Genomic DNA, 24,219 nt, shown 5'->3' with positions numbered 1-24,219 from the left:
CACTTGGCCCTGCGGACTTGCTACAAGGGTGGGCTGCCGGACGTATTCGCTTGCAACAGCTTTGATTGCACCTAAACCTTAGGTGCAGTAGCGTCGATTCTGCAAGGCGGGGCTGTCCCTCACTTCAACGATGAACGTGGCGACATTGGCGTCGCGAAGATTAGGAGGAAGACGATGACGAATTCGCGAAAGCCTATCGTCAACCTGAAGAACCTCAAACTCGAGCACTGGCAGCGCGGCTCGTTTTTCGAGTCGAGCGACGCTTCTTTCGGCGCTCTCCTCGGCCTCAAGGATCTGGGCATCGGCTACGGCGAGGTGCCGCCGGGCAAATCCGGCTGCCCCTTTCACAACCACCATGTCGAGGAAGAGCTGTTCATCATCCTTGAGGGAGAAGGAACCTATCGCTTCGGCAGCGAACGTCACGAAGTCGGTCCCGGCGACGTGTTGGGCGCGCCAGCCGGCGGCCCCGAAACTGCGCATCATCTGATCAATACGGGCACCACGGCGCTCAAATACCTTTCCATCTCAACGATGGCGGCTACGGAGATCTGCGAATATCCCGACTCTGGCAAATTCCTGGCAAAGACACGGCGCCCCGGTTCGCCAAACGCTTCCTTCCGTTTTATCGGCCGCGCCGCGTCCACAACCGACTACTGGGACGGCGAACCGGGCGCCTGATATAACTCGCAAGAATCTGGACCTAAAACATGCACAGCGTTCCCACAATCGAAACCGAACGACTTCTGCTGCGCCCCTACCGGCGCGACGACTTTCCCGCCTATACCGCCTTGTTCGCGGACGAGGAGGTCACGCGCTACATCGGCGGCATACCCTATTCGCGCGAGCAGTCCTGGACACGCTTCCTGCGCCAGGTCGGCATGTGGCATTATTTCGGCTTCGGCTTCTTTGCGATCCAGGAGAAGGCAACCGGCACCTTTATCGGCGAGGCCGGTTTCCACGACGCACATCGTCTTATCACGCCCTCCCTCGAAGGTACGATGGAAATGGGCTGGGCGCTTTCCCCCAGAACACATGGCCAGGGGCTGGCCACAGAGGCGGTAACCGCGGCGCTCGCCTGGGCCGATCGGCACTTTTCGACCCTGAAGAAGACCTGTGTCATCGACATCGGCAATCAGGCATCGATCCGGGTGGCCGCCAAGCATGGCTTTGCGGAGTTCTGGCGCACGACCTATCACGGCAACCACGTCATCCTGTTCGAACGGCACCGGAAGTCCGCAGCCTAGACGGCCCCGCCGGACCTCGAATATGAACATTTTTTAATTATTTTTCAGGTCGTTATGCCCTCGAAAGAGCCACATTCCGGCTCATTTTGCCATCGTTGAAACGACGTAACTCCCGGTCGCGCGACGGGGGCGCCGCCTCAACCAGTCGAAACAGTCGAGCGCCTTTTCGCTGTGGGTGACTTCACCCGCAAAGGATTGGTGCTGGCCCCTGCGGGACGCATCGGCTTGTTGAATAAGCCACAGCCCCGCGGGCAACCAAAGGAGCATGACAATGAACCGCTTTGCGAAAATCTCCGTCATCGCCACCCTGTCCGCCTTGAGTTTCGGCGGCATCTCCTACGCGGCCGGTGTCGAAATGAACTGGCCGGACCAGATTGACCGGACCGTTCGCAACTTCAAGGGCGATAACTTCAGGATCGTCGATGTCGACACGCTGAGCCGCATGAACGAGACCCGCGCCAGGATCGACGCAGAAACGCCGCAACAGCTAGCGGCACTCCATACCGCTGTCGACGGTAACAGGGCGCTCGCCGCCAAGCTCAAGGCACGCAATGTCGAGATGAACAACATCGCGGGCGCATCGCAGGCGGCCGACGGCGGCCTCACGCTCTATGTGCGCTGAAACCCTGCCCGAACAACGGTGTCCGCCCCCGCTTGTGGGGGCGGATCCATTTCTGCCACCGCTATTCCGCCTTGGGTGCGGGAAATTCTGCCAGCCGCGCCGCATAACGCGCCATCGTGTCAACCTCGAAGTTGACGAGATCGCCGGCGCGCCGCTCGCCCCACGTGGTGACTTCGAGCGAGTGACGGATCAGGAGCACGTCGAACTCGACACCATCCACCTTGTTGACGGTGAGCGAGGTTCCGTCGAGGGCGACCGAGCCCTTGGGTGCGACGAACCTGGCAAGATGCTCCGGCGCGCGCAACCGGAAGCGCACCGCGTCGCCTTCGGGCTCCACGGAGAGGATTTCGGCCTTGTCGTCCACATGACCGGACACGAGGTGACCACCAAGCTCGTCACCGATCTTTAAGGAACGCTCGAGATTGATGCGTGTGCCCTTTCGCCATCCGGCGATCGTCGTCAGCCGAAGCGCCTCCTCCCATGCCTCGACCTCGAACCAGCGCTCGTTGCTGCCTGCCTCCGGCAGTGCCGTGACGGTCAGGCACACGCCGGCATGGGCGATCGAGGCGCCCATATCGATCGTCTTCGGATCGTAATTCGTGGCAATGCGAAGCTTGATGCCTTCCCTCAACGGTGTGACAGCCTCAACGGTGCCGATATCGGTGACAATGCCTGTGAACATCAGATGTTTCTCTCGTAATCCTCGAAAATATCGTCGCCGTAACGCGCCGTCCGACGAAGCACGAAACCGGCCGGAATGGACTGCCGATCAAATGGGGATCGGATCCCATCTTCGCCAATGGTGATCGGACCGGTGAAAAGCAGGATGCGATCGACGAGGCCGGCATCGAGGAACGCGCGAGCCGCCCGCGCGCCGCCTTCGACCAGCAGCGAGGAAATGCCGCGCGAGGCAAGCGCCGTCAAAAGGTCGGGGATGGCGTCGACATTCAGGACCTCGGCGCCTGCAGCTTCGAGCGCGGCGCGGCGGGTGGCAGCATCCTCATCGAGGCTTGCGTCTGCCACAACAATCACCGGAACCTCTTGCGCCGAACGGACGAGTTTCGAGCGGACTGGCAGATCGAGGCGTCGGTCGAGAACGATGCGGATTGGAGACCGGTCTTCGAGGCCGTGCAAGCGCACGGTTAGGTCCGGGTCATCGGCAGCCGCAGTACCTATTCCGACCAATATCGCATCGGTCTCCGCGCGCAGCACCTGCACCTGCGCACGCGAAATCGCTCCCGTAATCCGAACCTGGCCTTCCCCCGTGCGGCCGATCATCCCGTCCTGGGAAACCGCAAGCTTCAGAGCCACATGCGGGCGTTTCATGCGCTGACGCATGAGGTAGGCTTCAAGCGCCTGCTCTCCACCGGCATGGAGCGCGCCGATGTCGACGGCGATGCCGGCGCCGCGCAGCATCACCACGCCGCGTCCAGCAACACGCTCGTCCGGGTCGAGGATAGAAATGACGACGCGGGCGACGCCGGAGGCGATCAGAGCGTCGGCACAGGGTGGCGTCTTGCCGTGATGCGAGCAGGGCTCGAGGGTGACATAGGCGGTTGCTCCCCTCGCCTTCTCTCCGGCTTCCGCGAGCGCCTGCGTCTCGGCATGCGGGCGTCCCCCCGGCGCCGTTACCGCCCGGCCCACGATCGTTCCGTCCTTGACGATGATGCAGGCGACCGAAGGGTTCGTCGACGTCAGGCCGAGATTGCGGCGGGCGAGGCGCAGCGCCGCCGCCATGAACCTTTCGTCCTCGCGCGCCGGCGCTGTCATGCTTCGCTCCGCTTGGGCCTATTCGCCGGGATCGCGCGCGATCTTGGCGCTGATTTCCGCGATGACTTTCTCGAAATCTTCCGCATGCGAGAAATCTCGATAGACCGACGCGTAGCGGACGAAAGCGACATCGTCGAGGCTCTTCAGGGCCTCGAGCACCTGCAGACCGATTTCTTCGGAGGGGATTTCCGTCTCCCCCGAGCTTTCGAGCCGGCGGACGATACCCGACACCGCGCGCTCGATGCGATCCCGATCGACTGGGCGTTTCCTGAGAGCAATCTCGAATGAACGGAGCAGCTTGTCCCGGTCGAAAGGCACCTTCCGGCCGGTTTTCTTGATAATCATCAGCTCACGCAGTTGCACCCGCTCGAAGGTCGTGAAGCGACCGCCGCAATCCGGGCAGATGCGGCGGCGGCGAATGGCATTCCCGTCCTCTGCCGGACGGGAATCCTTCACCTGGCTGTCTTCGGAACCACAATAGGGGCAGCGCATGCAGCCGTCCGATCACATGTAGCTGTACATCGGGAACCGGTCGGTGAGCTTGACCACCTTCTCGCGCACGCCAGCTTCCACGGCGGCGTTGCCCTCGTCGGAATTGGCGACCTTCAGGCCGTCAAGCACCTCGACGATCAACTCGCCGATTTCCTTGAATTCCGCTTCCTTGAAGCCGCGCGTCGTGCCAGCCGGCGCACCGAGGCGGACGCCCGAGGTGACGAAGGGCTTTTCCGGGTCGAAGGGAATGCCGTTCTTGTTGCAGGTGATGTAGGCGCGGCCGAGAGCGGCTTCCGCACGCTTGCCGGTCGCGTTCTTCTTGCGCAGGTCGACGAGCATCAGGTGGTTGTCCGTACCGCCCGAAACGATGTCGAGGCCGTTCGCCTTCAGCGTTTCGGCGAGGGTGCGGGCATTCTTGACGATCTGGGCCGCATATTCCTTGAAGGAGGGCTGCAGGGCCTCGCCGAGGGCCACGGCCTTGGCCGCGATCACGTGCATCAGCGGGCCGCCCTGGAGGCCGGGGAAGACGGCCGAGTTGATCTTCTTGGCTACCTCTTCGTCATTCGTGAGCACCATGCCGCCGCGCGGACCGCGCAGCGACTTGTGCGTCGTCGTCGTCGCGACATGGCAATGCGGGAACGGAGAAGGATGCTGGCCGCCAGCAACGAGACCGGCGATATGGGCCATGTCGACCATCAGCCACGCACCGACTTCATCGGCGATTTCGCGGAAGCGCTTCCAGTCCCAGATGCGCGAATAGGCGGTGCCGCCGGCGATAATGAGCTTCGGCTTGTGCTTGCGGGCCTTTTCGGCGACGTCGTCCATGTCGAGCAGGTGATCGTCCGCGCGGACCCCGTAGGAAACGACGTTGAACCACTTACCGGACATGTTCACCGGCGAGCCGTGGGTCAGGTGACCACCGGAGTTGAGATCGAGGCCCATGAAGGTGTCACCGGGCTGCAGGAGCGCCAGGAACACCGCCTGGTTCATCTGCGAACCGGAATTCGGCTGGACGTTGGCAAAGTTGACGCCGAAGAGCTTCTTGGCGCGTTCGATCGCCAGTTCCTCGGCAATATCGACGAACTGGCAGCCGCCGTAGTAGCGCTTGCCCGGGTAGCCCTCGGCATATTTGTTCGTCATGATCGAGCCTTGGGCTTCGAGCACGGCCCGCGAAACGATGTTCTCGGAGGCGATCAGCTCGATCTCGTGGCGCTGGCGCCCCAGCTCCTTCTCGATCGCACCGAAGATCTCCGGATCACTTTCCGCGAGAGAGCGGGTGAAGAATGCGTCATTGGTCTGTGCAAGCATCGGCTCGAGGCTCCTCTCAAAGGTGGTCGTTCTTTAGCTTCCTCGCACGCGGAGAGCAATATCCGCTGTGCGGTTTGCGCCATTTCCACCATCCGCCGCGCCGAACGACAGAGCGAGCATGCCAAGAAAAAGGCCGCGCTCGTTGAGATGCGCGGCCCTTATCTGTGAAGACGGGAGTTTGCTTATTGCGGCAAAGCGTCCTGGTCGATGGCGCCTGCCGACTGTTCGATTCCCGTTGTCGTCTGGAGCGCGAGCTCGGCAGCGCCGTCGCGCTGATAGATATCGTCGCGGAACTGCACGACCCGGTCCTTTGCCGACCAGGCGGTGACATAGGTGAAGTAAACCGGCACTTCCTCTGCGAGCGTGATCGGCGTGTTGACGCCGGACTTGATCGTCGCCTCGATCTGCTGACGCGACCAGCCGGGCGTTTCCTTCAGCAGCCAGGTCGAGAGGTCGCGAACGTTCTGCACGCGCACGCAACCGGAGGATTCGAAACGCATCAGCTTGTTGAACAGGCCCTGCTGCGGCGTGTCATGCATATAGACCTGGTGTTCGTTGTGGAAGTTGATCTTCGTCGAGGACATAGCGTTGATCTTGCCCGGGTCCTGACGGAACATCAGGTTCGGCGCCTTTTCCGCGTTCCAGTCCACGGTCTCGGGGGAGACTTCATTGCCGCTGCCGTCGAAGAGACGGATAGCATTGCGCTCGAGGTAGGTGGGATCTTTGCGCATCAGGGGCATGATGTCCTTCTGGACGATCGAGCGCGGCGCGGTCCAATAAGGATTGAGGATGACCTCGTAGATCTTCGAGTTGAGGATCGGTGACTGGCGGTCGATCTTGCCGACGATCGCGGTGTGGCGCAGCGCCACCCGACCATTCTCGACAGCCTCGATATAGGCGGCCGGAATGTTGACCATCACATAGCGGCGACCGAGATCCCCGGACATCGACTGGAGGCGGACAAGGTTGGTTTCAAGCTGGCCGAGGCGGGTCGTGGCATCGACGTTCAATGCCTTCAGCGTGTATTCGCCGATGACGCCGTCAGCCGGCAGGCCGTGACGCGCCTGGAAGCGCTTCACCGCACCGTCGACGTAGGAGTCGAAGGAAGAGGAGATACCGGCCGAACGCGGCAGGTCGCCGGAAACCATTAGGCGCTGGCGCAGCTGCTGAACGGAGGGATCGGTAACGCCCAGCTCGAGCCTCACCGAGGTCGTGACCGTCGGCCAACCACCGGCGGCAACGATCTGCTGATAGTCATAGATCGCCTGCTGGAGATGGCCGATCGTTTCGGGCCCGAAGACCGGCGTGTTGGAAAGGACCGCCGTCGCCGTGCGCGATGCCTTGGCGTCGAACTGGTCGTCCCAGGAGCCGCGGCGCGGTGAATTGATGAGCTCGTTCAGAGCGTCCTGCGCGCTGGCGGCGCCTGCCCATGCGGCAGCACTGAGCGTTGCGGCCGAGCGCAGAAATGCACGGCGCGAGAAAGCATCAATTCCGTTCTTTTTCGACATAGTCCCACCATCTCAATGCGCGCAAGACGCGCGCTGCCCGAGCCCTAACACGACATGGTTAACAAAGGTAAACCCGCGTGCCACCCGGCTCTCCCATTGCCTTCACGATAATGCGAGCGAGAGCCCTCTCCCGGCAGGCCGATGGCGAAACGAATCATCGTCTTCGGCGCAAGCGCACCTGCCGCATGCAAGCGTCGCTGTCATAGCAATATGGCCAATTCGTGTCTCGGGCCGGCCGGGCGGATAGCACGAGAAGAGTCTGACAACAACCGTATCTGGCAAAAAACGGCAAGGGTCGGACACGCAGGGATTGCGCCCGACCCTTGAACTGGAGGTGTGCGATTTGCTCAGAGGCGATAGAGGATCTGATCGTTCCAGAAGCGGTCGAGACGCTGCAGGAGCTTGTTCATCTGGGTGAATTCGTCGGAACCGATGCCGCCAACCTTCTGGATCGAGCCGATGTGGCGCTCGTAGAGCTTTGCGACGGTTTCGGCGATTTCCTGGCCCTCTTCGGTCAGGCTGATGCGGACCGAGCGGCGGTCAACGCGGGAGCGCTGATGGTTGATGAGACCCAGATCGACCAGCTTCTTGACGTTGTAGGAAACGTTCGAGCCGAGATAATAACCACGCGAGCGGAGTTCGCCGGCGGTCAGTTCGGAGTTGCCGATGTTGAACAGCAACAGCGCCTGGACGGCATTGACATCGCTGCGGCCCTGACGGTCGAACTCGTCCTTGATGACGTCGAGCAGGCGGCGATGCAGACGCTCGACGAGGTGAAGGGATTCCATGTAGAGACCACGGATCGTTTCTTCCTGCGGGTCTCGGGGCGCAACTGCCTGCGGCTTCATTTTCGTGTTCATTTGACTGCCTCACTGTTTTGTTTGGCGGTGTCTGTTTGTCTTCCCGCCTTGAGTGAGACCCTATCGAATACGTATAAAATTCTACTTAAACCGCAGCCTTAACATGAACTTACCGTCGGGCGAGCCTGTCTCAGGGTGAATCAACCCTTACCTTGCGCACTTGCCGCAATCGCTGCACGAAAAGCGCAACACGGAAAAGAACGAAGGTCACGGCGACAGCCCCGTGGAGCACGAAGAGCAAAGGCCGCGCGCCGAACATGCCGGGGTAGAATTCGTGGACGGCGATCTCGATCGCCGCGGCGAGGACCCAGACGACCGGCCCCCAGGAAACCAGAAGCCACAGGCCGATAGCGGCGACCGGGTAGACAACGGCAAGGGCGGTCGCCGCGGCGCGCCATTCCGGCGGCAGCAGATCGAACCGCCCGGCACCATTATGGGAGAAGCCGATGAGCAGCGCCCAATAGTTCAGGGCGAACCAGAAGCAGGACGCCGACACCAGGCGCAGGAACCAGCCGAAGAGCACTTCGGTCAGCGACGGCTTCGGCACATGAGCAGAATCGTGAAGCATGCGCGGCAACATAGGCCGAGTGCCTCGTCAGATCCACCGGCAAGAACTGGCGGCTGCCCCCGGTCTTAGGGAGAGCCGGGAGCAAATGCCGCATGCGGGGGCGACGCTGTTTGGTTTTCAACCGACGGCGGTACATGGTAAAGCGCGTTCACAGTGCAGACGAAAGAAGGAAGCGGCGTGATGAACGACAAGACGAATCTTGTGGACAGGATAACCGGACACCGCCGCATGCGCCGCAACCGCAAGGCGGACTGGACGCGGCGGCTGGTGCAGGAGAACCGCTTGACCGTCGACGACCTGATCTGGCCGATCTTCATCGTGCCGGGCAGCGGCATCGTCCAGCCGATCGACGCCATGCCGGGCGTGAACCGCATGAGCGTCGACAAGGCGGTCGAAGCGGTGAAAGAAGCGGCCGACCTCGGTATCCCGGCGGTTGCCACATTTCCGAATATCGACATGGCGCTGCGCGACGAGACCGGCTCCAACAGCCTCGCCGCTGACAACCTCATCAATGAGGCGACGCGGGCGATCAAGAAGGCGGTGCCGAACATCGGCGTCATCACCGACGTCGCGCTCGACCCCTTCACCAGCCACGGTCATGACGGGATCCTCCGTGACGGCGAGATCGTGAACGACGAGACCGTGGAGGTCGTCGCCAGGGCCGCGGTGACGCAGGCCGATGCCGGATCGGACATCATCGCCCCGTCCGAGATGATGGACGGGCGCGTCGGCGCGATCCGGGAGGCGCTCGACGCCGCCGGCCACCAGAATGTCGGCATCATGTCCTACGCGACGAAATTCGCCTCCGCCTTCTACGGCCCCTATCGTGAGGCAATCGGCACCGGCGGTCTGCTCAAGGGCGACAAGAAGACCTACTACATCGATCCGGCCAACGGTACCGAGGCAATCCGCGATGCCGCGCTCGATGTCGAGGAAGGTGCCGACATGCTCATGGTGAAGCCCGGCCTCCCCTATCTCGACATCTGCTGGCGGATGAAAGAGGCCTTTGGCCTGCCGGTTTTCGCCTATCAGGTGTCCGGCGAGTATGCGCAGGTGAAGGCAGCCGCGGCCAATGGCTGGATCGATGGCGAACGGGTCATGCTGGAGACGCTGCTTGCCTTCAAGCGGGCAGGCTGCGACGGGATCTTGAGCTATTTTTCGGTCGAAGTGGCGCGCATCCTGGCAAAACGCTGACTGACAGGCTGCATTTCAGCCATGCATTGTTTTGTCGAGGCTCATTCCCCATATCTGATCGGCAACAATATGAGGCACGCGGATGAGCATGCACAACGAACAAGTGAGATTCCCGAGCGATGACTGGCGCGCCTACCGGGGCGTGCTGTCGCGGCGAGTATTTGCCTTCATCATCGACTATGTGATCATCGCCCTGCTCTGGATTCCGGCCGCGGTCGTCGTGTTTTTCCTGGGCATTCTGACGCTCGGCCTCGGGTTCCTCCTCTATCCCGTGCTCTTCGCGCTTGTGGCTATGCTCTATTTCGGGCTGACGGTCGGCGGCCGCGATCAAGCCTCGCCAGGCATGAGAATCATGGGCGTGGCGATCGCCCGCACGGACGGGCGGCCGATGGATTTTCTGACGGCCATCGTCCATCTGGTGATCTTCTGGATCGGCAACGCGCTGCTGACGCCGCTCATCCTGCTGATCGGCCTCTTCACCGACCGCGGCCGGCTCTTGCACGACCTTCTGATCGGCACGGTCACGGTCCGCAGTGACGCCTATTAATGCCTGCGGGCTAGCTCCGTGCTTTGCAACGCCAATCCGTGAGGAATGCCTAAACGAGTGAGTTGACGTTTTTCATTCTTAGGCCATGCTATTGCGATGAGTAACCGCACGAAGAGTGGCCTCCACATTCGATGAACACGCAGACCGCACCGTCTCCACAATTCTACCTGACTGCGCCGGCACCCTGCCCGTACCTGCCGAACGAGATGGAGCGAAAGGTCTTCACCCACATGGTGGGTGAGCGCGCCCCTGAACTGAACGATCTCCTCACGCAGGGCGGCTTCCGCCGCTCCCAGAATATCGCCTACCGGCCGGCCTGCGAAACTTGTCGTGCCTGCATCTCCGTCCGCATCCTTACGAACGAATTTGCGCCGACGCGTTCGATGCGGCGGGTGCTCGCCACCAATCGCGACGTGATCTCGGCCGAATACCCCGCGGAACCTTCGAGCGAACAATACAACCTCTTCCGCCGCTATCTCGATCGCCGGCATCAGAAGGGCGGGATGTCCGACATGTCGGTACTCGACTACGCCATGATGGTCGAGGACACGCATGTGCACACGAAGATCATCGAATATCGGTTGCGGATCGAAGGCGACGGCATCAACGAAAAGGCCAAGGGCCCGTTGATCGCAACGGCGCTGACCGACCGAATGAGCGACGGCCTGTCGATGGTCTATTCCTTCTTCGATCCCGCACTCTCGGAGCGCTCGCTCGGCACCTACATGATCCTCGATCATATTCGCCGTGCGAAGGAGCGCGGTCTGCCCCACGTCTATCTGGGCTATTGGGTCAAGGGCTCGCGCAAAATGGGGTATAAAACAAAGTTTTTGCCGCAGGAGCACCTTATGGCCCGCGGTTGGGAGCGCTATTGTGGTGACGATGACGCATCCACCGAAACGGACTGAGAATTGACCCCTTCCTTTGATGCCGCCCGGCACCGGCGCGGTCTTGCCATCACCGGCCTCGGCGGCCTCGCCCTTTCCTTCGACATTCCGCTCATCCGTTCGGCGAACGGCGAAGTCTGGTCGATTCTCGCGCTCCGCAGCCTTTCGACCTTCATCGTCGCACTGGTTGCCTGGTTTGTGCTCAATCGCGTCCTCGGCCGTCGCGTTTCCTTGATCCCCGGCAAAGCGGGCCTGGTCGCCGGTCTCTTCTACGCCATCAACTCCTTCACCTTCCTGCTCGCCGTGTTCAACACCTCGACGGCGAACGTCGTCTTCGTGCTGGCCTTCACATCCATGTTCGCGGCGATCCTTTCCTGGATTTTCCTCAAGGAACGGCCCTCCAACGCCACGCTGCTGACAATGGCGGTTATGGTTTTCGGCGTCGGGATCATCGTACAGGACGGGCTGGAGAGCGGACACCTCTTCGGTGATGCGATGGCCGCCTGCTCGGCTTGCCTGCTGGCGGGCGCAATCACCATCGCCCGCAAGAGCGGCCGGGACATGGCGCTGGTGCCGCTGACGACCGCGATCTTCCCGGCCATCGCCGCCGTCCTGCTCCTTCCGCCGAGCGGCATTTCGATTGCAGAACCCGGCTACATTCTCTTCAACGGCCTGGTGATGATCCCCCTCGCCTTCTTCTGTCTGGCGACAGGCCCGCGGTATCTTTCCGCGCCGGAGGTCGGCATGTTCTATCTGCTGGAGACGATCCTCGCTCCGATCTGGGTGTGGATCGTCTTTTCGGAAACGCCTACAACGCAGACGCTCCTTGGAGGAGCCATCCTGGTCCTTGCCCTCATCGGCCATTCGTTCTGGCAAATGCGCAACAAGGCGATGAAGGCGCACAAAGCGCAGATTCAATGTGCGGAGCTAGGATAGGCACACCTCCGGCGCGCCGCGCAATCACTGCGCCTCGCCGGGTGCGGGCTCGACGGAAACACTCTGCATCTGCGAGCGCATTGTCCAGAGTTCGCGATTGGTATTGATCCACTCGGCCGCGATATCGAGCGGCGCCGGATCGGCCGTGATTGTCCCGCCATCCTGACCTTGCCGGACGACCAGTCCGGCAGCTTCCATGGTGGCAAGATGCTCGCAAAGGTCGTCCCCCTTCACGCCCACGGCATCAGCGATCTCGGCCACGCGCGTCGCGCCTGCAAGCAAGACCTCGAATATGCGGCGGCGCGTCGGATCGGCAAGAGCCAGCAAGGTTGCGTCAAGAGCGGTGGCCATGACATTGACCTCCCTGGAGAGGAACTTGAACTTGGCACGCGGTCACGCCGGCGGCGCCTTGACGGCGTGTTTTCTTAGCCGATTTAACGACAAAATATGTGGCAATTCAAAGTGCGGCAGCGACCTTTGTGCGCCTGAAGGAGGCACGGCGACGAAAATCAGCCGTTGAACTTGCCGCTCCGCGGGAAGCCCTTCGGCACGACCCTGCCGGCTGCAGCACGGTCGCCGAGCCACTCGATCAGTTCGTCCTTCATCTTGGTGAAAACCCGGCCGGCACTGTCTTCCCAGGTGAGACCCTCCGCGATCGTAAAGCACCGAATGTCGGAAATGCCGCCATCCTTGTAGCGCTGCAGCCGGACGCCCTTGCCGCGCGCCATTTCGGGGATCTGCACCAATGGGAAGACAAGCATCTTGCGGTTTTCGCCGACGACGGCGACGTGATCGCCCTTGACGGGAACAACGAGTTTCGCCTCGTCCGGCATGCCGACATTCATCACCTGCTTGCCCTTGCGGGTATTGGCGACGATATCGCTTTCGGTCACGACAAAACCGTTTCCTGCAGCGGACGAAATGATGAGCTTGCGTGCCGGATCATGGACAAGGGCAGTCAGGACGTCCTGATCGTTTTCCATGTCGACCATGATGCGCAAGGGTTCGCCATGGCCGCGCCCGCCGGGCAGCTTGTCGCCGCCGAGCGTGTAGACCTTGCCGCCCGTCGTGAAGACGAGAATCTTGTCCGTCGTCTGCGCCGGAAACGCCACTTTCAGCGCATCGCCTTCCTTGAACTGGAGCGACGACGTGTCGGAGATGTGCCCCTTCAGGGCGCGGATCCAGCCTTTCTCCGAAATGACGACGGTGATCGGTTCCTTTTCGATCATCGCCTGCTGAATGGCCTCGACGTCAGCCTCCGGCGCGTCGGCAAAAGTGCTGCGGCGCTTGCCAATCTCGGTCGCCTTGGCGAACTTCTTCTTGACCTCGCCGATTTCCCAGGCAACCGCCTGCCACTGCTTCTCATCCGAGGCGAGCAGCGCCTCGATCTCCGCCTTTTCCTTCGACAGCGCGTCGAATTCCGTGCGGATCTCGAATTCTTCGAGCTTGCGCAAGGAGCGCAGGCGCATGTTGAGGATCGATTCGGCCTGGAGGTCGGTGAGCGTGAAGCGCTCCATCATCACCGCCTTCGGCTCGTCCTCCTCGCGGATGATGCGGATCACCTCGTCGATATTGAGATAGGCGACAAGATAACCGCCAAGAATCTCCAGCCGGCGGTCGATTGCGGCCAGCCGATGGCGCGAGCGCCGCTGCAAGACTTCGCGGCGGTGAGCCAGCCACTCCGTCAGCACCTCGTTCAGCGCCATGACGCGCGGCACGCGGCCCATCGAGAGCACGTTCATGTTGAGCGGGATGCGGCTTTCGAGCTCGGTCAGCTTGAACAGCGATTCCATCAGGATGCCGGCATCGACCGAACGGCTCTTCGGCACGAGCACGATGCGCACGTCTTCGGCCGATTCGTCGCGAATGTCCTCGAGCAGCGGCAATTTGCGGGCGACGAGCAGCTCGGCGATCTTCTCGATCAGCCGCGACTTTTGGACCTGATAGGGAATCTCTGTGACGACGATCTGATAGCCGCCGCGGCCCAAATCCTCCGAGACCCAGCGCGCGCGGACCCGGAAGCCGCCACGACCCGTCCGGTAGGATTCGATCATGCTTGCCCGGCTTTCGACGATCACGCCGCCTGTCGGCAAGTCCGGACCCTCGATGCCCCCCTTCTGGGGGTTGGCGGGATCGAACAGCAGGTCCTCGACCGTCGCATTCGGGTGGCGGATGAGATGGAGGGCCGCGTCGCAAAGTTCATGGGCGTTGTGCGGCGGAATGGACGTCGCCATGCCGACGGCAATGCCCGAGGCGCCGTTCGCGAGTAGATTGGGGAAAGCGCCGGGGAGCACGACCGGCTCCTGGTCTTCCTCGTTGTAGGTCGGGCGGAAATCGACAGCGTCCTGATCGATGCCTTCAAGGAGAAGGGCCGCGACCTCCGTCATCTTCGCTTCGGTGTAACGGTAGGCGGCGGCATTGTCGCCGTCGATATTGCCGAAATTGCCCTGCCCGTCGACGACCGGGTAACGCTGGGAAAAGTCCTGCGCGAGACGCACAAGCGCATCATAGACGGACTGGTCGCCATGCGGATGGAACTTACCGATGACATCGCCGACGATGCGCGCGCATTTCTTGAACGAGGAATTGGGCCTCAGCCCCATCTCGCTCATGGCATGGATGATGCGGCGGTGGACGGGTTTCAGACCGTCACGGACGTCCGGCAGCGCGCGATGCATGATGGTTGACAGCGCATAGGCGAGATAGCGCTCTTCCAGCGCCGCCTTGAGGTCAACCGGCTGAATGTTGTCGTCCCCGCCCGAAGGCGGCAAAAGGCTTTGTCCCATGCCCTCTTGCTACCGCAAGCGGCCGCCAACAGCAAGAATTTCAGGGGCACTGCGTTGTGGAGAACGCCGCCTCCGGAACGTGTACGACAGCCGACGGCAGTAAGGTTCCGGAAAGTATGATCCGCGGGGAACAAGCGCCATCCAATCAGACGAATATAATTTTGCCCTGTTTCGTACTAGCTTCGGGGGTGCTGATTTGGCCGATTTGAAATTGAGGATTCGAGTGAGGGTATCCGCGTTCGAGGCATCAGGCTGCAAGGGGCAGCCGACCGTCGCAGGGATTGTTCAGGCTCCGTCGGGGGCGAGTTGACGGATCCCGCAGAGATCACTCAGATTAGCGATAACCGATCCCACCAACAGCTTCGCATCAAACATTTTTGATAAGGAACTCGATAATGACGCATACGCGCAAGATCCGCCTGATGATGGCGAGCGCCGCCCTTCTCATCCTTACCGGCCCCGCCTTCGCCCTGGACGGCGCGGACATGATGAAGAAGCTTGATGCGGCGCTGTCCGCCAACGGCTCCTCGATCCGCTTCGACAAGGCCGACGTGAATGGCGACGTCGTCACGGTGACCGGCGTCAAGCTGCAGACGGCGGCGAACCCCGGAGAGGCGCTCAATATCGGCGTCGTCACTTTCGAAGGTGTCGAAGAGAATGAGAATGGCGGCTACTACTCCGAGACGGTTACCTTCCCGGATATAAATGTCAGCCAAGACGGCTCCAGCTTCTCCGCAAGGAACCTGTCGATCGGCGGGCTTTCGATCCCGGGCAATGCGTCCGGGGACACGATCAACGACATCCTGCTCTACGAAACGGCAGGAACCGGACCGATCGTAGTCAATGTCAAGGGCAAGGATGTCTTCACCACCGAGAGCACGGACGCCAATCTGACGCGGCAGGAAAATGATGCCGGCTTCGACTTCGACGCGACGCTTGCCGGCCTCAAGGCGGATCTCTCGGACGTCGAGGACCCCAAAGCCAAGGAAGCGATCGAAAAGCTGGGGCTGACCACACTCGACGGCGAAGTCACCATGAAGGGCAGTTGGGAACTGAAGAGCGGCAACGTCGCGCTTAATGAATACGCCCTCGACTTCAAGAATGTCGGCCGGCTGAACATTGCCATGGACTTTTCCGGATACACACTGCAGTTCATGAAGGCGCTGCAGGAGGCGACAAAGGCCGCTGAGGCCAATCCGAACAAGGAGGAGGCCAACCAGGCAATGGGGCTCGCGATTATGGGCCTCATGCAGCAGCTCACGTTCAACAGCGCCTCGATCCGTTTCGACGACGCTTCGATCACCAAGAAGGCGCTCGACTACGCCGGCAGCCAACAGGGCGTCTCGGGCGATCAACTGGCGCAATCGCTGAAGGGGCTGGTGCCGATCATGATGGCGCAGCTCAACATACCGGAGTTGCAGAACCAGGTGACGGCTGCCGTCAACGCCTATCTCGACGGGCCGAAGAGCCTGACGATCAGCGCCAAGCCCGAAAAGCCGGTTCCCTTCCCGATGATCGTGGGTGCCGCCATGGGCGCGCCGAACACGATTCCCTCGGTTCTCGGCGTGAAAGTGACGGCGAACGACTAACCGCTCCTGCATGTATCCTTAAATCGTAGTCGATTTAAGGATAAAAACATGCAGCAATTCGAAGTGCTACAGCGTCCTTTGCGCGTCTCATAAGACGCGGCGCTCTAGGCGCTCGCCAAGCGAGCGTTCGGTTCTGATCGAGCCCGGCAACGCACCGCCGGGCTTTTTCTATCCCGATTGATTAATGATATCATCCACTGCTTGATGCTCCGAAGCGATCGCCTATCTATTTTTGCGTATGATTGCCGACAATTGCGCATTCCCGACCGATGAAACGGAAGGAGGACGCCATGGGACTGAAGCATTCGGATATCACCGCCATCCTGGGCCCGGTCGACGAAACGCTGATGGCCGAGCTGCTTGCGACGGGCGCGACAGCGAGCGAACTCGCGGAGGCGATTGCTTGGGTCAACAATGACGAGGCCCTGATCGGCGAAGGTCGCCATCTTCCGGCCGGCCGTGTCGCAGCATTGATCGACATCCTGACCCCGGAGGAAGGCGACGAGGAATTATAGTAGCAGCCCGGCTTTTCAGGGTGCCTGTGAGCCGGAGGACTGAAGGACGTGGATGACGTGATGACCGCGGTGATCCGCTAGCCTGTTGCGGGGGCAATCAGCGATCACCTTACAGTTTCCGTGTTGAGGGAGGAGCACATGGCTGCCAAGGAAGTCAAATTCAATACCGATGCCCGAGACCGCATGCTGCGCGGCGTCGACATCATGGCCAATGCCGTTCGGGTCACCTTGGGCCCCAAGGGCAGGAATGTGGTCATCGACAGATCCTTTGGAGCGCCGCGGATCACCAAGGACGGGGTCTCGGTCGCCAAGGAAATCGAACTCGAGGACAAGTTCGAAAACATGGGCGCTCAGATGCTGCGCGAAGTGGCTTCGCGCACGAGCGACGTCGCCGGCGACGGCACGACCACCGCGACCGTGCTTGCCCAGGCGATCGTCAGGGAAGGCGCCAAGGCCGTCGCCTCGGGGATGAACCCGATGGATCTGAAGCGCGGCATCGACCTTGCCGTCGAGGCCATCGTCAAGGAACTCAAGACCCACGCCCGCAAGGTTTCAAAGAATGCTGAAATCGCCCAGGTGGCCACGATATCGGCCAATGGTGATGCGGAAATCGGGCGTTACCTGGCAGAGGCGATGGAGAAGGTCGGCAACGAGGGCGTGATCACTGTCGAAGAGGCAAAAACCGCCGAGATCGAACTCGAAGTCGTCGAAGGCATGCAGTTCGACAGAGGTTATCTTTCCCCCTATTTCATTACCAATCAGGACAAGATGCGGGTCGAGTTCGAAGATCCCTACATCCTGATCCATGAAAAGAAACTCTCCAACCTCCAGGCCATGATCCCGATCCTCGAATCGGTGATCCAGTCCGGGAAGCCGCTTTTGATCATCGCCGAGGATGTCGAGGGTGAAGCCTTGGCAACGCTGGTCGTCAACAAGCTGCGCGGCGGCCTGAAGATCGTTGCCGTCAAGGCGCCCGGCTTCGGCGACCGTCGTAAGGCCATGCTCGAGGATATCGCAATCCTCACCGGTGGCACGGTGGTTTCCGAGGATCTCGGCATCAAGCTCGAGAATGTGACGATCGATACGCTCGGGCGAGCCAAGCGGGTGATCGTCGAAAAGGAGACGACGACCATCGTCGATGGCGCGGGCGAGAAAGCGGATATCGCCGGACGGATCAGCCAGATCAAGGCACAGATCGAGGAAACGACGTCGGACTACGACCGAGAAAAGCTGCAGGAGCGGCTCGCCAAGCTTGCCGGCGGCGTCGCGGTCATACGCGTCGGTGGCTCGACCGAAGTGGAGGTCAAGGAAAAGAAAGACCGCGTCGACGACGCCCTGCATGCGACGCGGGCCGCGGTCGAGGAAGGCATCCTCCCCGGCGGCGGCGTTGCCCTGCTGCGCGTCGTCAAGACGCTCGACAACGTGCCTACCGCCAATGACGACCAGCGCGTGGGCGTCGAGATTGTCCGTCGTGCCATCGAGGCACCGGTGCGCCAGATCGCCGAGAACGCGGGTGCCGAAGGTTCGATCGTCGTGGGCAAACTGCGCGAGAAACCGGATTTCGCCTACGGCTGGAACGCGCAGACCGGAGAATTCGGAGACCTATTCGACATGGGCGTGATCGATCCGGCCAAGGTCGTGCGCGCGGCACTGCAGGACGCCGCCTCGGTGGCCGGCCTGCTGGTGACGACGGAAGCGATGATCGCCGAAAAGCCGAAGAAGGAAGCGCCGCCTCCGATGCCTAGCGCGCCCGGAATGGATTTCTGAGGCAGGCCGGCTATCGCTTCTCGATGGCGCACACAAAAACCCGGCGAGGCCATCGCCGGGTTCGATGATCGATTCGAGATCGCGGTCTACCCCTGACCCGGCCCACTTCCCGCAAGCGGGGCGCGGGGTTTCGGGCCATCATGTGCCCTTCTCCCGTCAAAACGGGGATAAGGTGCCGGCGGTCGGACGGGGGGGGCGGCGACTGAACCAAGCGGTTCACGCGGGCTCTGTATCGATGCCCGCGTCGACCAGTTCCTTGAAGCCGCCGATGTTGAATACTGCAGTGTAGCCCATGTCCTGCAGCGTCTTGCCGGCAAGGGCCGAACGGCCGCCGGACGCACAATGCAAAAGGACCGTCTTGTCCTTTTGGAAGGCTGGATTGTGGTATTGACTTTCCGGATCTGCGCGAAATTCCAGCATTCCCCGCGAGACGTTCACGGCGCCCTTGATCTTGCCGGTCTGCTGAACCTCTGTCGGATCGCGGACATCCACGATGAGCACATCGCCGGAGCGCATCTTCTCGGCCGCCTCGGTGGGCGACAATTTCGGAACAGCACTATTTGCTTCCGCCAGTAGGTCCTTGACGTTCTTCGCCATCGTTCACTCCACCCAAAACGCTGCCATGGCGCAGCGAAGAAAGGAAACGCTTCGGCGGAAATCCTGTCAAGGCGAGCAACGGGATGGCAACTTTCGGGTGGCGGCAGCAGCAAGCACGCTCGACCACAAAAAACCCGGCGGTAGAGCCGCCGGGCCGTTCTTGCGCGTTTAAGAATCTTAGTCCTTCTTCTGCGGAATCGGGCGGATCGCCAGTTCGCGCAGCTGCGTCGGCGTCGCCGGCGACGGCGCGCCCATCAGGAGATCCTGGGCCTGCTGGTTCATCGGGAACAGCGAAATCTCACGCAGGTTCTTGGCGCCGACGAGCAGCATGACGATGCGGTCGATGCCGAAAGCCATGCCGCCATGCGGCGGCGCGCCGTACTGGAAGGCGCGGTAGAGCCCGCCGAACTGCTCCTCGACTTCCTGCCGCGACTTGCCCGTCAACTCGAAAGCCTTGACCATCAGCTCCGGCAGCTGGTTACGGATGGAGCCGGACGCGATCTCGAAGCCGTTGCAGACCATGTCGTACTGGTAGGCCTTGATGGAGAGCGGGTCGTCGCCGTTCAACGCCTCAAGGCCACCCTGCGGCATCGAGAACGGGTTGTGGGCGAAATCGATCCTCTTTTCTTCTTCCAGCCATTCGTAGAATGGGAAGTCGACAATCCAGCACAGTTCGAAGCGTTCGCGGTCGACGAGGTTCAGTTCCTCACCTGCCTTCGTGCGGGCTTCGCCGGCAAATTTGTAGAACTTCGCCGGTTCGCCGGCGACAAAGAAGCAGGCGTCTCCATCCTCGAGACCGAGCTGCGTGCGAATTGCGTCGGTGCGTTCTTCGCCGATGTTCTTGGCAAGCGGGCCGGCGCCCTCAAGCTTCTCGCCCTCCTTGCGCCAGAAGATATAGCCGAGACCCGGCTGGCCCTGGCTCTGGGCCCAGGCGTTCATGCGGTCGCAGAACGCTCTGGAGCCGCCGGTCTTGGCCGGAATCGCCCAGACCTCGACCCGCGGGTTGGACGCGATCATGTTGGCGAAGACCTTGAAGCCTGAACCGGCGAAGTGCTCAGTCACGCCCTGCATCTCGATCGGGTTGCGAAGGTCCGGCTTGTCGGAACCATACTTGCGGATCGCCGTGTCATAGGGAATGCGCGGGAACTTTTCGGTCACCGGCTTGCCGCCGGCGAAATCCGCGAAGATCGAGCGGATCATCGGCTCCATCGTGTCCCAGACGTCTTCCTGTTCGACGAAGCTCATTTCGAGGTCGAGCTGGTAGAATTCGCCCGGCAGACGGTCCGCGCGCGGATCCTCGTCGCGGAAGCAGGGAGCGATCTGGAAATAGCGGTCGAAGCCCGCGACCATCAGAAGCTGCTTGTACTGCTGCGGTGCCTGCGGCAGCGCGTAGAAGGTGCCGGGATGAATGCGGCTCGGCACGAGGAAGTCGCGCGCGCCTTCCGGCGAGGAGGCCGTCAGGATCGGCGTCGTATATTCAGTAAAGCCGATCTCGCTCATGCCCCGGCGCATGGCCGAAATGATCTCGGTGCGCTTGACGATATTGCGGTGCAGCGTCTCGCGGCGGAGATCCAGGAAACGGTATTTGAGGCGGACATCTTCCGGATAGTCCGGCTCGCCGAAGACCGGCAGCGGCAATTCCTTGGCCGCAGACAGAACCTCGATCTCGCGAGCATAGAGCTCGATCTCGCCCGTCGGCATGTTCTTGTTGACGGTTTCGTCCGTGCGCGCCTTCACCGTTCCGTCGATGCGGAGGACCCATTCGCCGCGCACCGTCTCCGCTGTCTTGAACGCCGGGGAATCCGGGTCGGCGACGACCTGCGTCATGCCATAATGATCGCGCAGGTCGATGAAGAGCACGCCGCCATGGTCGCGGACGCGGTGAACCCAGCCGGAGAGGCGAACGGTGGAGCCAACATCCGACTTGCGGAGGGCGGCACAGGTGTGGCTGCGGTAACGGTGCATCGTCTAATCCTGGAATTGCAGAAAACCGCGCAGGCTCGCATGACGGCGCGCGGCATGATCAAAATCGGGCGGAAAAGCGCATGATGCGCCGGTTTTGTCAAGGCCGCGGCTTGTTCCGGCCGGAAGAGTGATCGACCGGCGCGCCGCTCTCGCCCACTGTCATTGCGGGCAAGTGGCGCAAAAAGAAAGGGAAAGGCCACAAATCACGACTGTCGCCGACGGTGGCCCACCGCTAAACAAGAAGCAGGCCCGTTTTCCCTTTCGAGTCGCGGCCATTATCCGGATGCTTCTGCCCCCATGTCCCAGATCCGCCCGCTCATCCCGCTTCTCGTCACCGCAGGCATCCTCATCGGCGGCAACGGCTTGCAGGGAACGTTCATTTCCTTGCGAGCGCTCGATGAGGGGTTTTCGACCTCGCTGATCGGGCTCGTTGGCGCCGGCTACAATATCGGCTTTGCCATCGGCTGCGTCTACGTCACCCGCATCCTTAGGGCGATCGGCCACATCCGCACCTTCTCGGCGATGGCCGCGATCGCGTCAGCAGCGGCCCTTGCGATGGTGCTGCTCATCGACCCTTGGTTCTGGTTCCTGATGCGGCTTGTTGCCGGCATCTGTTTCGCGAGCCTCTTTGCGACTGTCGAGAGCTGGCTGAACGCCAGCGTCACCAACGCCAACCGGGCGCGCACGCTTTCCATCTACCGCCTCGTCGATCTCGGTTCCGTCACCGCCGCGCAGTATGTGATTCCGGGTGTCGGCATAGGCGGGTTCGAGCTTTTCGCGATCATCTCGATGGCGCTGACGCTCTCGCTGGTGCCGATCTCCTTCGCCGACCGGTCAAGTCCCGTCGCGCCGGAAGCGATCCGCTTCGACGTCAAGGCGCTGTGGAACATCTCGCCGCTTGCGACGGTCGGCTGCATTGTCGTCGGCCTCACCAACGCCGCCTTCCGTTCGCTGGGACCGATCTATGGCCAGGGCATCGGTCTGTCTGTCACAGCAATCGCGACCTTCATGAGCGCGGGCATCATCGGCGGCGTGGTGCTGCAATATCCGCTCGGGCACTATTCCGACCAGATCGACCGGCGGCTGATCATCCTGATCGCGACGCTCGGCTCGCTTCTGGCGGGGCTCTTCCTCGCTTTCGGCGCGGGCAGTGACGAGTGGCTGAATTTTGCCGGCATCTTCGCCTTCGGCGCCTTCGCGATGCCGCTCTACTCGCTCTGTTCGGCCCATGCCAATGACCATGCGGCCGAGGGGCAGCATGCGCTGGTCTCGGCCGGCATGCTGTTCTTCTGGTCGCTCGGCGCGATCATCGGCCCGCTCTTCGCCTCCTTCATGCTCGAGCTCTACGGACCGCAGGCACTCTTCATCTATACCGCAGTGATCCTCGCCCTGTTCATGCTCTACACGCTCCGGCGCATGACGGCGCGTGCACCGGTTCCGACGGAAGAGCGTGCGATGCCGTTTCGCAATCTCCTTCGCACATCGTCCTTCTTCAACAAGCTTGCCGGCGGCCACCCGCGAGAGGACGCATGACCGGGCAATCTGCGGCAAGATGACCGGCGGGGCGAATTGCTGATCATGAAAATCAGGTTTAGAAACGGCCCGGTCGCTTATCCGCACCACGGGACGTCATGATGCCGATGTTGAACCGCCGAACGTTTCTCCAGGGCTCGGCTGCGCTTGGAGGCGCTTTCGCGCTGGGCGCCGGCTTTGCCGCGCGCGCCGGCGCCTCTCCCGATCCGCAAGTCCTGACGGCCCAGTTCGCGGATGCGAAGATCGCAGCCGACGGCGTGACGCCCAAAGTCATGACCTACGGGCTCGGCGAGGCCGCTCATGCCAGCATGCCTCCTGTCTTGAGAATGCGCAAAGGCGAGGCCTATGCGGCAAGACTGGTAAACCGGCTGGACGAACCGACGACGGTCCATTGGCACGGCCTGCGGATCGCCAACGCGATGGATGGCGTGCCGGAAATCACCCAGCCCTACGTCTATCCCGGCGACAGCTTCGATTATGTCTTCACTCCGCCCGATGCCGGTACCTTCTGGTACCACCCGCACTGCAACACGCTGACGCAGATCGGCCGCGGGCTTGCGGGTGTGATCGTCGTCGAGAATCCCGAGGACCCGGTCTTCGACGCCGAAATCGTCCTTACCCTCCGCGATTGGCGGCTCGGGGCAGGCGGCAAGTTCATCGACCCATTCAGGCCCCGCGATGCCGCCCGGGGCGGCACCTATGGCACTGTCAGGACGACGAACTGGCAGCGCGAGCCAGTGTTCGAGGCGCCCGCCGGCGGTCTCGTTCGGGTGAGGATTGCCGCCATGGACGTAACGCGTATCTACACGATGGCGCTCGACGGCGCGGCTGCGAAAGTCGTCGCCATGGACGGAAATCCGGTCGACACCCCCTTCCTGCTCGATCGCCTTGATGTGGGGCCGGGGCAGCGCCTGGATATCGTCATGCGGATGCCGGAGAGTGAAGGCCAGACAGCAAAGCTTAGCAACGACCGCGGCTCGCGGCCCTGGACCATCGCCACTTTTCGGGCGGTTGGAACCTCGCTGAAGCGCGACCTGCGGGACGTTGGCCCCCTGCCCGGCAATCCGATCGCCGAAGCAGACGTCTCCATCGCCAAGCGGATTCCGATCGAACTGACAGCAACGGCCGAGCACAAGCCGACACCTTCGATCTGCGGCTCGCTCGGCTACACGTTCTGGGCGATCAATAAGGTCCCTTGGCCTGGCGATACGCCCGACCCGATCGCGCCGATCGAGGAATTGAAGCTCGGAAGAAGCTATGTGCTGCAGATCTCCAATCGCACGCCGCACGCGCACCCCATCCACCTGCATGGCCTGAGCTTCCGCATTCTGAATTCCAACAAGCGGACCTTCCTGCCGCCGCCGACGGACACCATCCTGCTTCTGCCGGACGAACAGGCGGAAGTGGCGCTGGTTGCGGACAACCCCGGCGACTGGGTGATCCACTGCCACATCATCGAACATCAAAAGACCGGGATGACGGGTTATTTGAAGGTGGTCTGACAATTTCGATTGTGACCGCCGCCGCGAAA

The 24,219-nt window shown here is 61.7% G+C and carries 23 protein-coding genes; 12 read left to right on the top strand and 11 right to left on the bottom strand.

The genetic code is table 11. The annotated features are described in order from the left end of the window. Nucleotides 1-174: 174 nt before the first annotated feature. The 3 genes from QA637_RS04205 to QA637_RS04195 all read left to right on the top strand — a co-directional run bounded on the left by QA637_RS04205 (nucleotide 175) and on the right by QA637_RS04195 (nucleotide 1,866). Complete coding sequence (locus QA637_RS04205; RefSeq protein WP_153436896.1) at nucleotides 175-678, top strand: cupin domain-containing protein; 504 nt, start codon at nucleotides 175-177, stop codon at nucleotides 676-678. Between the two features lie 29 nt (nucleotides 679-707). Next, nucleotides 708-1,244 (top strand): GNAT family N-acetyltransferase, encoded by a 537-nt coding sequence (locus QA637_RS04200; RefSeq protein WP_283063828.1) that lies wholly within the window; start codon nucleotides 708-710, stop codon nucleotides 1,242-1,244. A gap of 271 nt (nucleotides 1,245-1,515) precedes the next feature. Next, nucleotides 1,516-1,866, top strand: a complete 351-nt coding sequence (locus tag QA637_RS04195; RefSeq protein WP_153436894.1) for a hypothetical protein — start codon at nucleotides 1,516-1,518, stop codon at nucleotides 1,864-1,866. Nucleotides 1,867-1,927: 61 nt separating this feature from the next. Here the strand turns inward: QA637_RS04195 and QA637_RS04190 are convergent, their stop codons facing one another. The 7 genes from QA637_RS04190 to QA637_RS04160 form a co-directional block, all read right to left on the bottom strand. Then, nucleotides 1,928-2,548 (bottom strand): riboflavin synthase, encoded by a 621-nt coding sequence (locus QA637_RS04190; protein WP_153436893.1) that lies wholly within the window; start codon nucleotides 2,546-2,548, stop codon nucleotides 1,928-1,930. Further along, nucleotides 2,548-3,636 (bottom strand): bifunctional diaminohydroxyphosphoribosylaminopyrimidine deaminase/5-amino-6-(5-phosphoribosylamino)uracil reductase RibD, encoded by a 1,089-nt coding sequence (gene ribD, locus QA637_RS04185; protein WP_283063826.1) that lies wholly within the window; start codon nucleotides 3,634-3,636, stop codon nucleotides 2,548-2,550. Before ribD ends, QA637_RS04190 begins: the two co-directional genes overlap by 1 nt. A gap of 18 nt (nucleotides 3,637-3,654) precedes the next feature. Next, nucleotides 3,655-4,128, bottom strand: coding sequence for a transcriptional regulator NrdR (nrdR, locus tag QA637_RS04180; protein WP_003529310.1), 474 nt, complete (start codon nucleotides 4,126-4,128; stop codon nucleotides 3,655-3,657). 12 nt (nucleotides 4,129-4,140) lie between these two features. Next, nucleotides 4,141-5,436, bottom strand: coding sequence for a serine hydroxymethyltransferase (gene glyA, locus QA637_RS04175; RefSeq protein ID WP_153436891.1), 1,296 nt, complete (start codon nucleotides 5,434-5,436; stop codon nucleotides 4,141-4,143). 182 nt (nucleotides 5,437-5,618) lie between these two features. Next, entirely contained in the window at nucleotides 5,619-6,944 is a 1,326-nt protein-coding gene (locus tag QA637_RS04170) for a L,D-transpeptidase family protein (protein WP_283063773.1), read from the bottom strand. A 347-nt stretch (nucleotides 6,945-7,291) separates the two neighbouring features. Further along, entirely contained in the window at nucleotides 7,292-7,804 is a 513-nt protein-coding gene (gene ldtR / locus QA637_RS04165) for a transcriptional regulator LdtR (protein WP_136504221.1), read from the bottom strand. Nucleotides 7,805-7,934: 130 nt separating this feature from the next. Next, nucleotides 7,935-8,372, bottom strand: coding sequence for a DUF6163 family protein (locus tag QA637_RS04160; protein ID WP_283063770.1), 438 nt, complete (start codon nucleotides 8,370-8,372; stop codon nucleotides 7,935-7,937). A gap of 180 nt (nucleotides 8,373-8,552) precedes the next feature. Between QA637_RS04160 and hemB the strand changes: the two genes are divergently transcribed. The 4 genes from hemB (at nucleotide 8,553) to QA637_RS04140 (ending at nucleotide 11,936) form a co-directional block, all read left to right on the top strand. Further along, nucleotides 8,553-9,566 carry a porphobilinogen synthase gene (hemB, locus tag QA637_RS04155; protein ID WP_283063768.1) on the top strand — a complete coding sequence of 338 codons (1,014 nt, stop codon included), beginning with the start codon at nucleotides 8,553-8,555 and terminating at the stop codon, nucleotides 9,564-9,566. 82 nt (nucleotides 9,567-9,648) lie between these two features. Beyond that, nucleotides 9,649-10,113 carry an RDD family protein gene (locus QA637_RS04150; protein WP_153436887.1) on the top strand — a complete coding sequence of 155 codons (465 nt, stop codon included), beginning with the start codon at nucleotides 9,649-9,651 and terminating at the stop codon, nucleotides 10,111-10,113. 131 nt (nucleotides 10,114-10,244) lie between these two features. Then, on the top strand, nucleotides 10,245-11,021 hold the full coding sequence (locus QA637_RS04145) for an arginyltransferase (protein ID WP_283063766.1): 777 nt from the start codon (nucleotides 10,245-10,247) through the stop codon (nucleotides 11,019-11,021). Nucleotides 11,022-11,024: 3 nt separating this feature from the next. Beyond that, nucleotides 11,025-11,936 (top strand): DMT family transporter, encoded by a 912-nt coding sequence (locus QA637_RS04140; protein WP_283063764.1) that lies wholly within the window; start codon nucleotides 11,025-11,027, stop codon nucleotides 11,934-11,936. A 24-nt stretch (nucleotides 11,937-11,960) separates the two neighbouring features. Here QA637_RS04140 and QA637_RS04135 read toward each other — a convergent pair whose 3' ends face one another. Both QA637_RS04135 and parC read right to left on the bottom strand, forming a co-directional pair. Beyond that, nucleotides 11,961-12,287, bottom strand: coding sequence for a helix-turn-helix domain-containing protein (locus QA637_RS04135; protein ID WP_283063763.1), 327 nt, complete (start codon nucleotides 12,285-12,287; stop codon nucleotides 11,961-11,963). A 158-nt stretch (nucleotides 12,288-12,445) separates the two neighbouring features. Beyond that, nucleotides 12,446-14,722 carry a DNA topoisomerase IV subunit A gene (gene parC / locus QA637_RS04130; RefSeq protein ID WP_283063761.1) on the bottom strand — a complete coding sequence of 759 codons (2,277 nt, stop codon included), beginning with the start codon at nucleotides 14,720-14,722 and terminating at the stop codon, nucleotides 12,446-12,448. 395 nt (nucleotides 14,723-15,117) lie between these two features. On the opposite strand from parC, the gene QA637_RS04125 reads away from it, so the two are divergent. The 3 genes from QA637_RS04125 to groL all read left to right on the top strand — a co-directional run bounded on the left by QA637_RS04125 (nucleotide 15,118) and on the right by groL (nucleotide 18,593). Beyond that, on the top strand, nucleotides 15,118-16,311 hold the full coding sequence (locus QA637_RS04125) for a hypothetical protein (RefSeq protein ID WP_283063759.1): 1,194 nt from the start codon (nucleotides 15,118-15,120) through the stop codon (nucleotides 16,309-16,311). A 290-nt stretch (nucleotides 16,312-16,601) separates the two neighbouring features. Further along, nucleotides 16,602-16,826 (top strand): hypothetical protein, encoded by a 225-nt coding sequence (locus QA637_RS04120; RefSeq protein WP_283063757.1) that lies wholly within the window; start codon nucleotides 16,602-16,604, stop codon nucleotides 16,824-16,826. Nucleotides 16,827-16,964: 138 nt separating this feature from the next. Continuing rightward, complete coding sequence (groL, locus tag QA637_RS04115; RefSeq protein ID WP_283063755.1) at nucleotides 16,965-18,593, top strand: chaperonin GroEL; 1,629 nt, start codon at nucleotides 16,965-16,967, stop codon at nucleotides 18,591-18,593. 216 nt (nucleotides 18,594-18,809) lie between these two features. On the opposite strand, the gene QA637_RS04110 is transcribed toward groL, so the two are convergent. Beyond that, the gene (locus QA637_RS04110) at nucleotides 18,810-19,190 is read right to left on the bottom strand and encodes a rhodanese-like domain-containing protein (protein WP_283063754.1); all 381 of its coding nucleotides are present in this window, start codon (nucleotides 19,188-19,190) and stop codon (nucleotides 18,810-18,812) included. A 177-nt stretch (nucleotides 19,191-19,367) separates the two neighbouring features. Beyond that, entirely contained in the window at nucleotides 19,368-21,155 is a 1,788-nt protein-coding gene (gene aspS / locus QA637_RS04105) for an aspartate--tRNA ligase (RefSeq protein ID WP_283063752.1), read from the bottom strand. A gap of 297 nt (nucleotides 21,156-21,452) precedes the next feature. Between aspS and QA637_RS04100 the strand changes: the two genes are divergently transcribed. Both QA637_RS04100 and QA637_RS04095 read left to right on the top strand, forming a co-directional pair. Further along, entirely contained in the window at nucleotides 21,453-22,688 is a 1,236-nt protein-coding gene (locus tag QA637_RS04100; RefSeq protein WP_283063750.1) for an MFS transporter, read from the top strand. A 101-nt stretch (nucleotides 22,689-22,789) separates the two neighbouring features. Then, entirely contained in the window at nucleotides 22,790-24,190 is a 1,401-nt protein-coding gene (locus QA637_RS04095; protein WP_283063748.1) for a multicopper oxidase family protein, read from the top strand. Nucleotides 24,191-24,219 lie beyond the last annotated feature (29 nt).

This window comes from Sinorhizobium terangae, from assembly GCF_029714365.1.
Taxonomy (GTDB): Bacteria; Pseudomonadota; Alphaproteobacteria; order Rhizobiales; family Rhizobiaceae; genus Sinorhizobium; species Sinorhizobium terangae.
The sequence above is the reverse complement of the archived record's forward strand: the minus strand, read 5'-3'. Positions and strand labels throughout refer to the sequence as shown.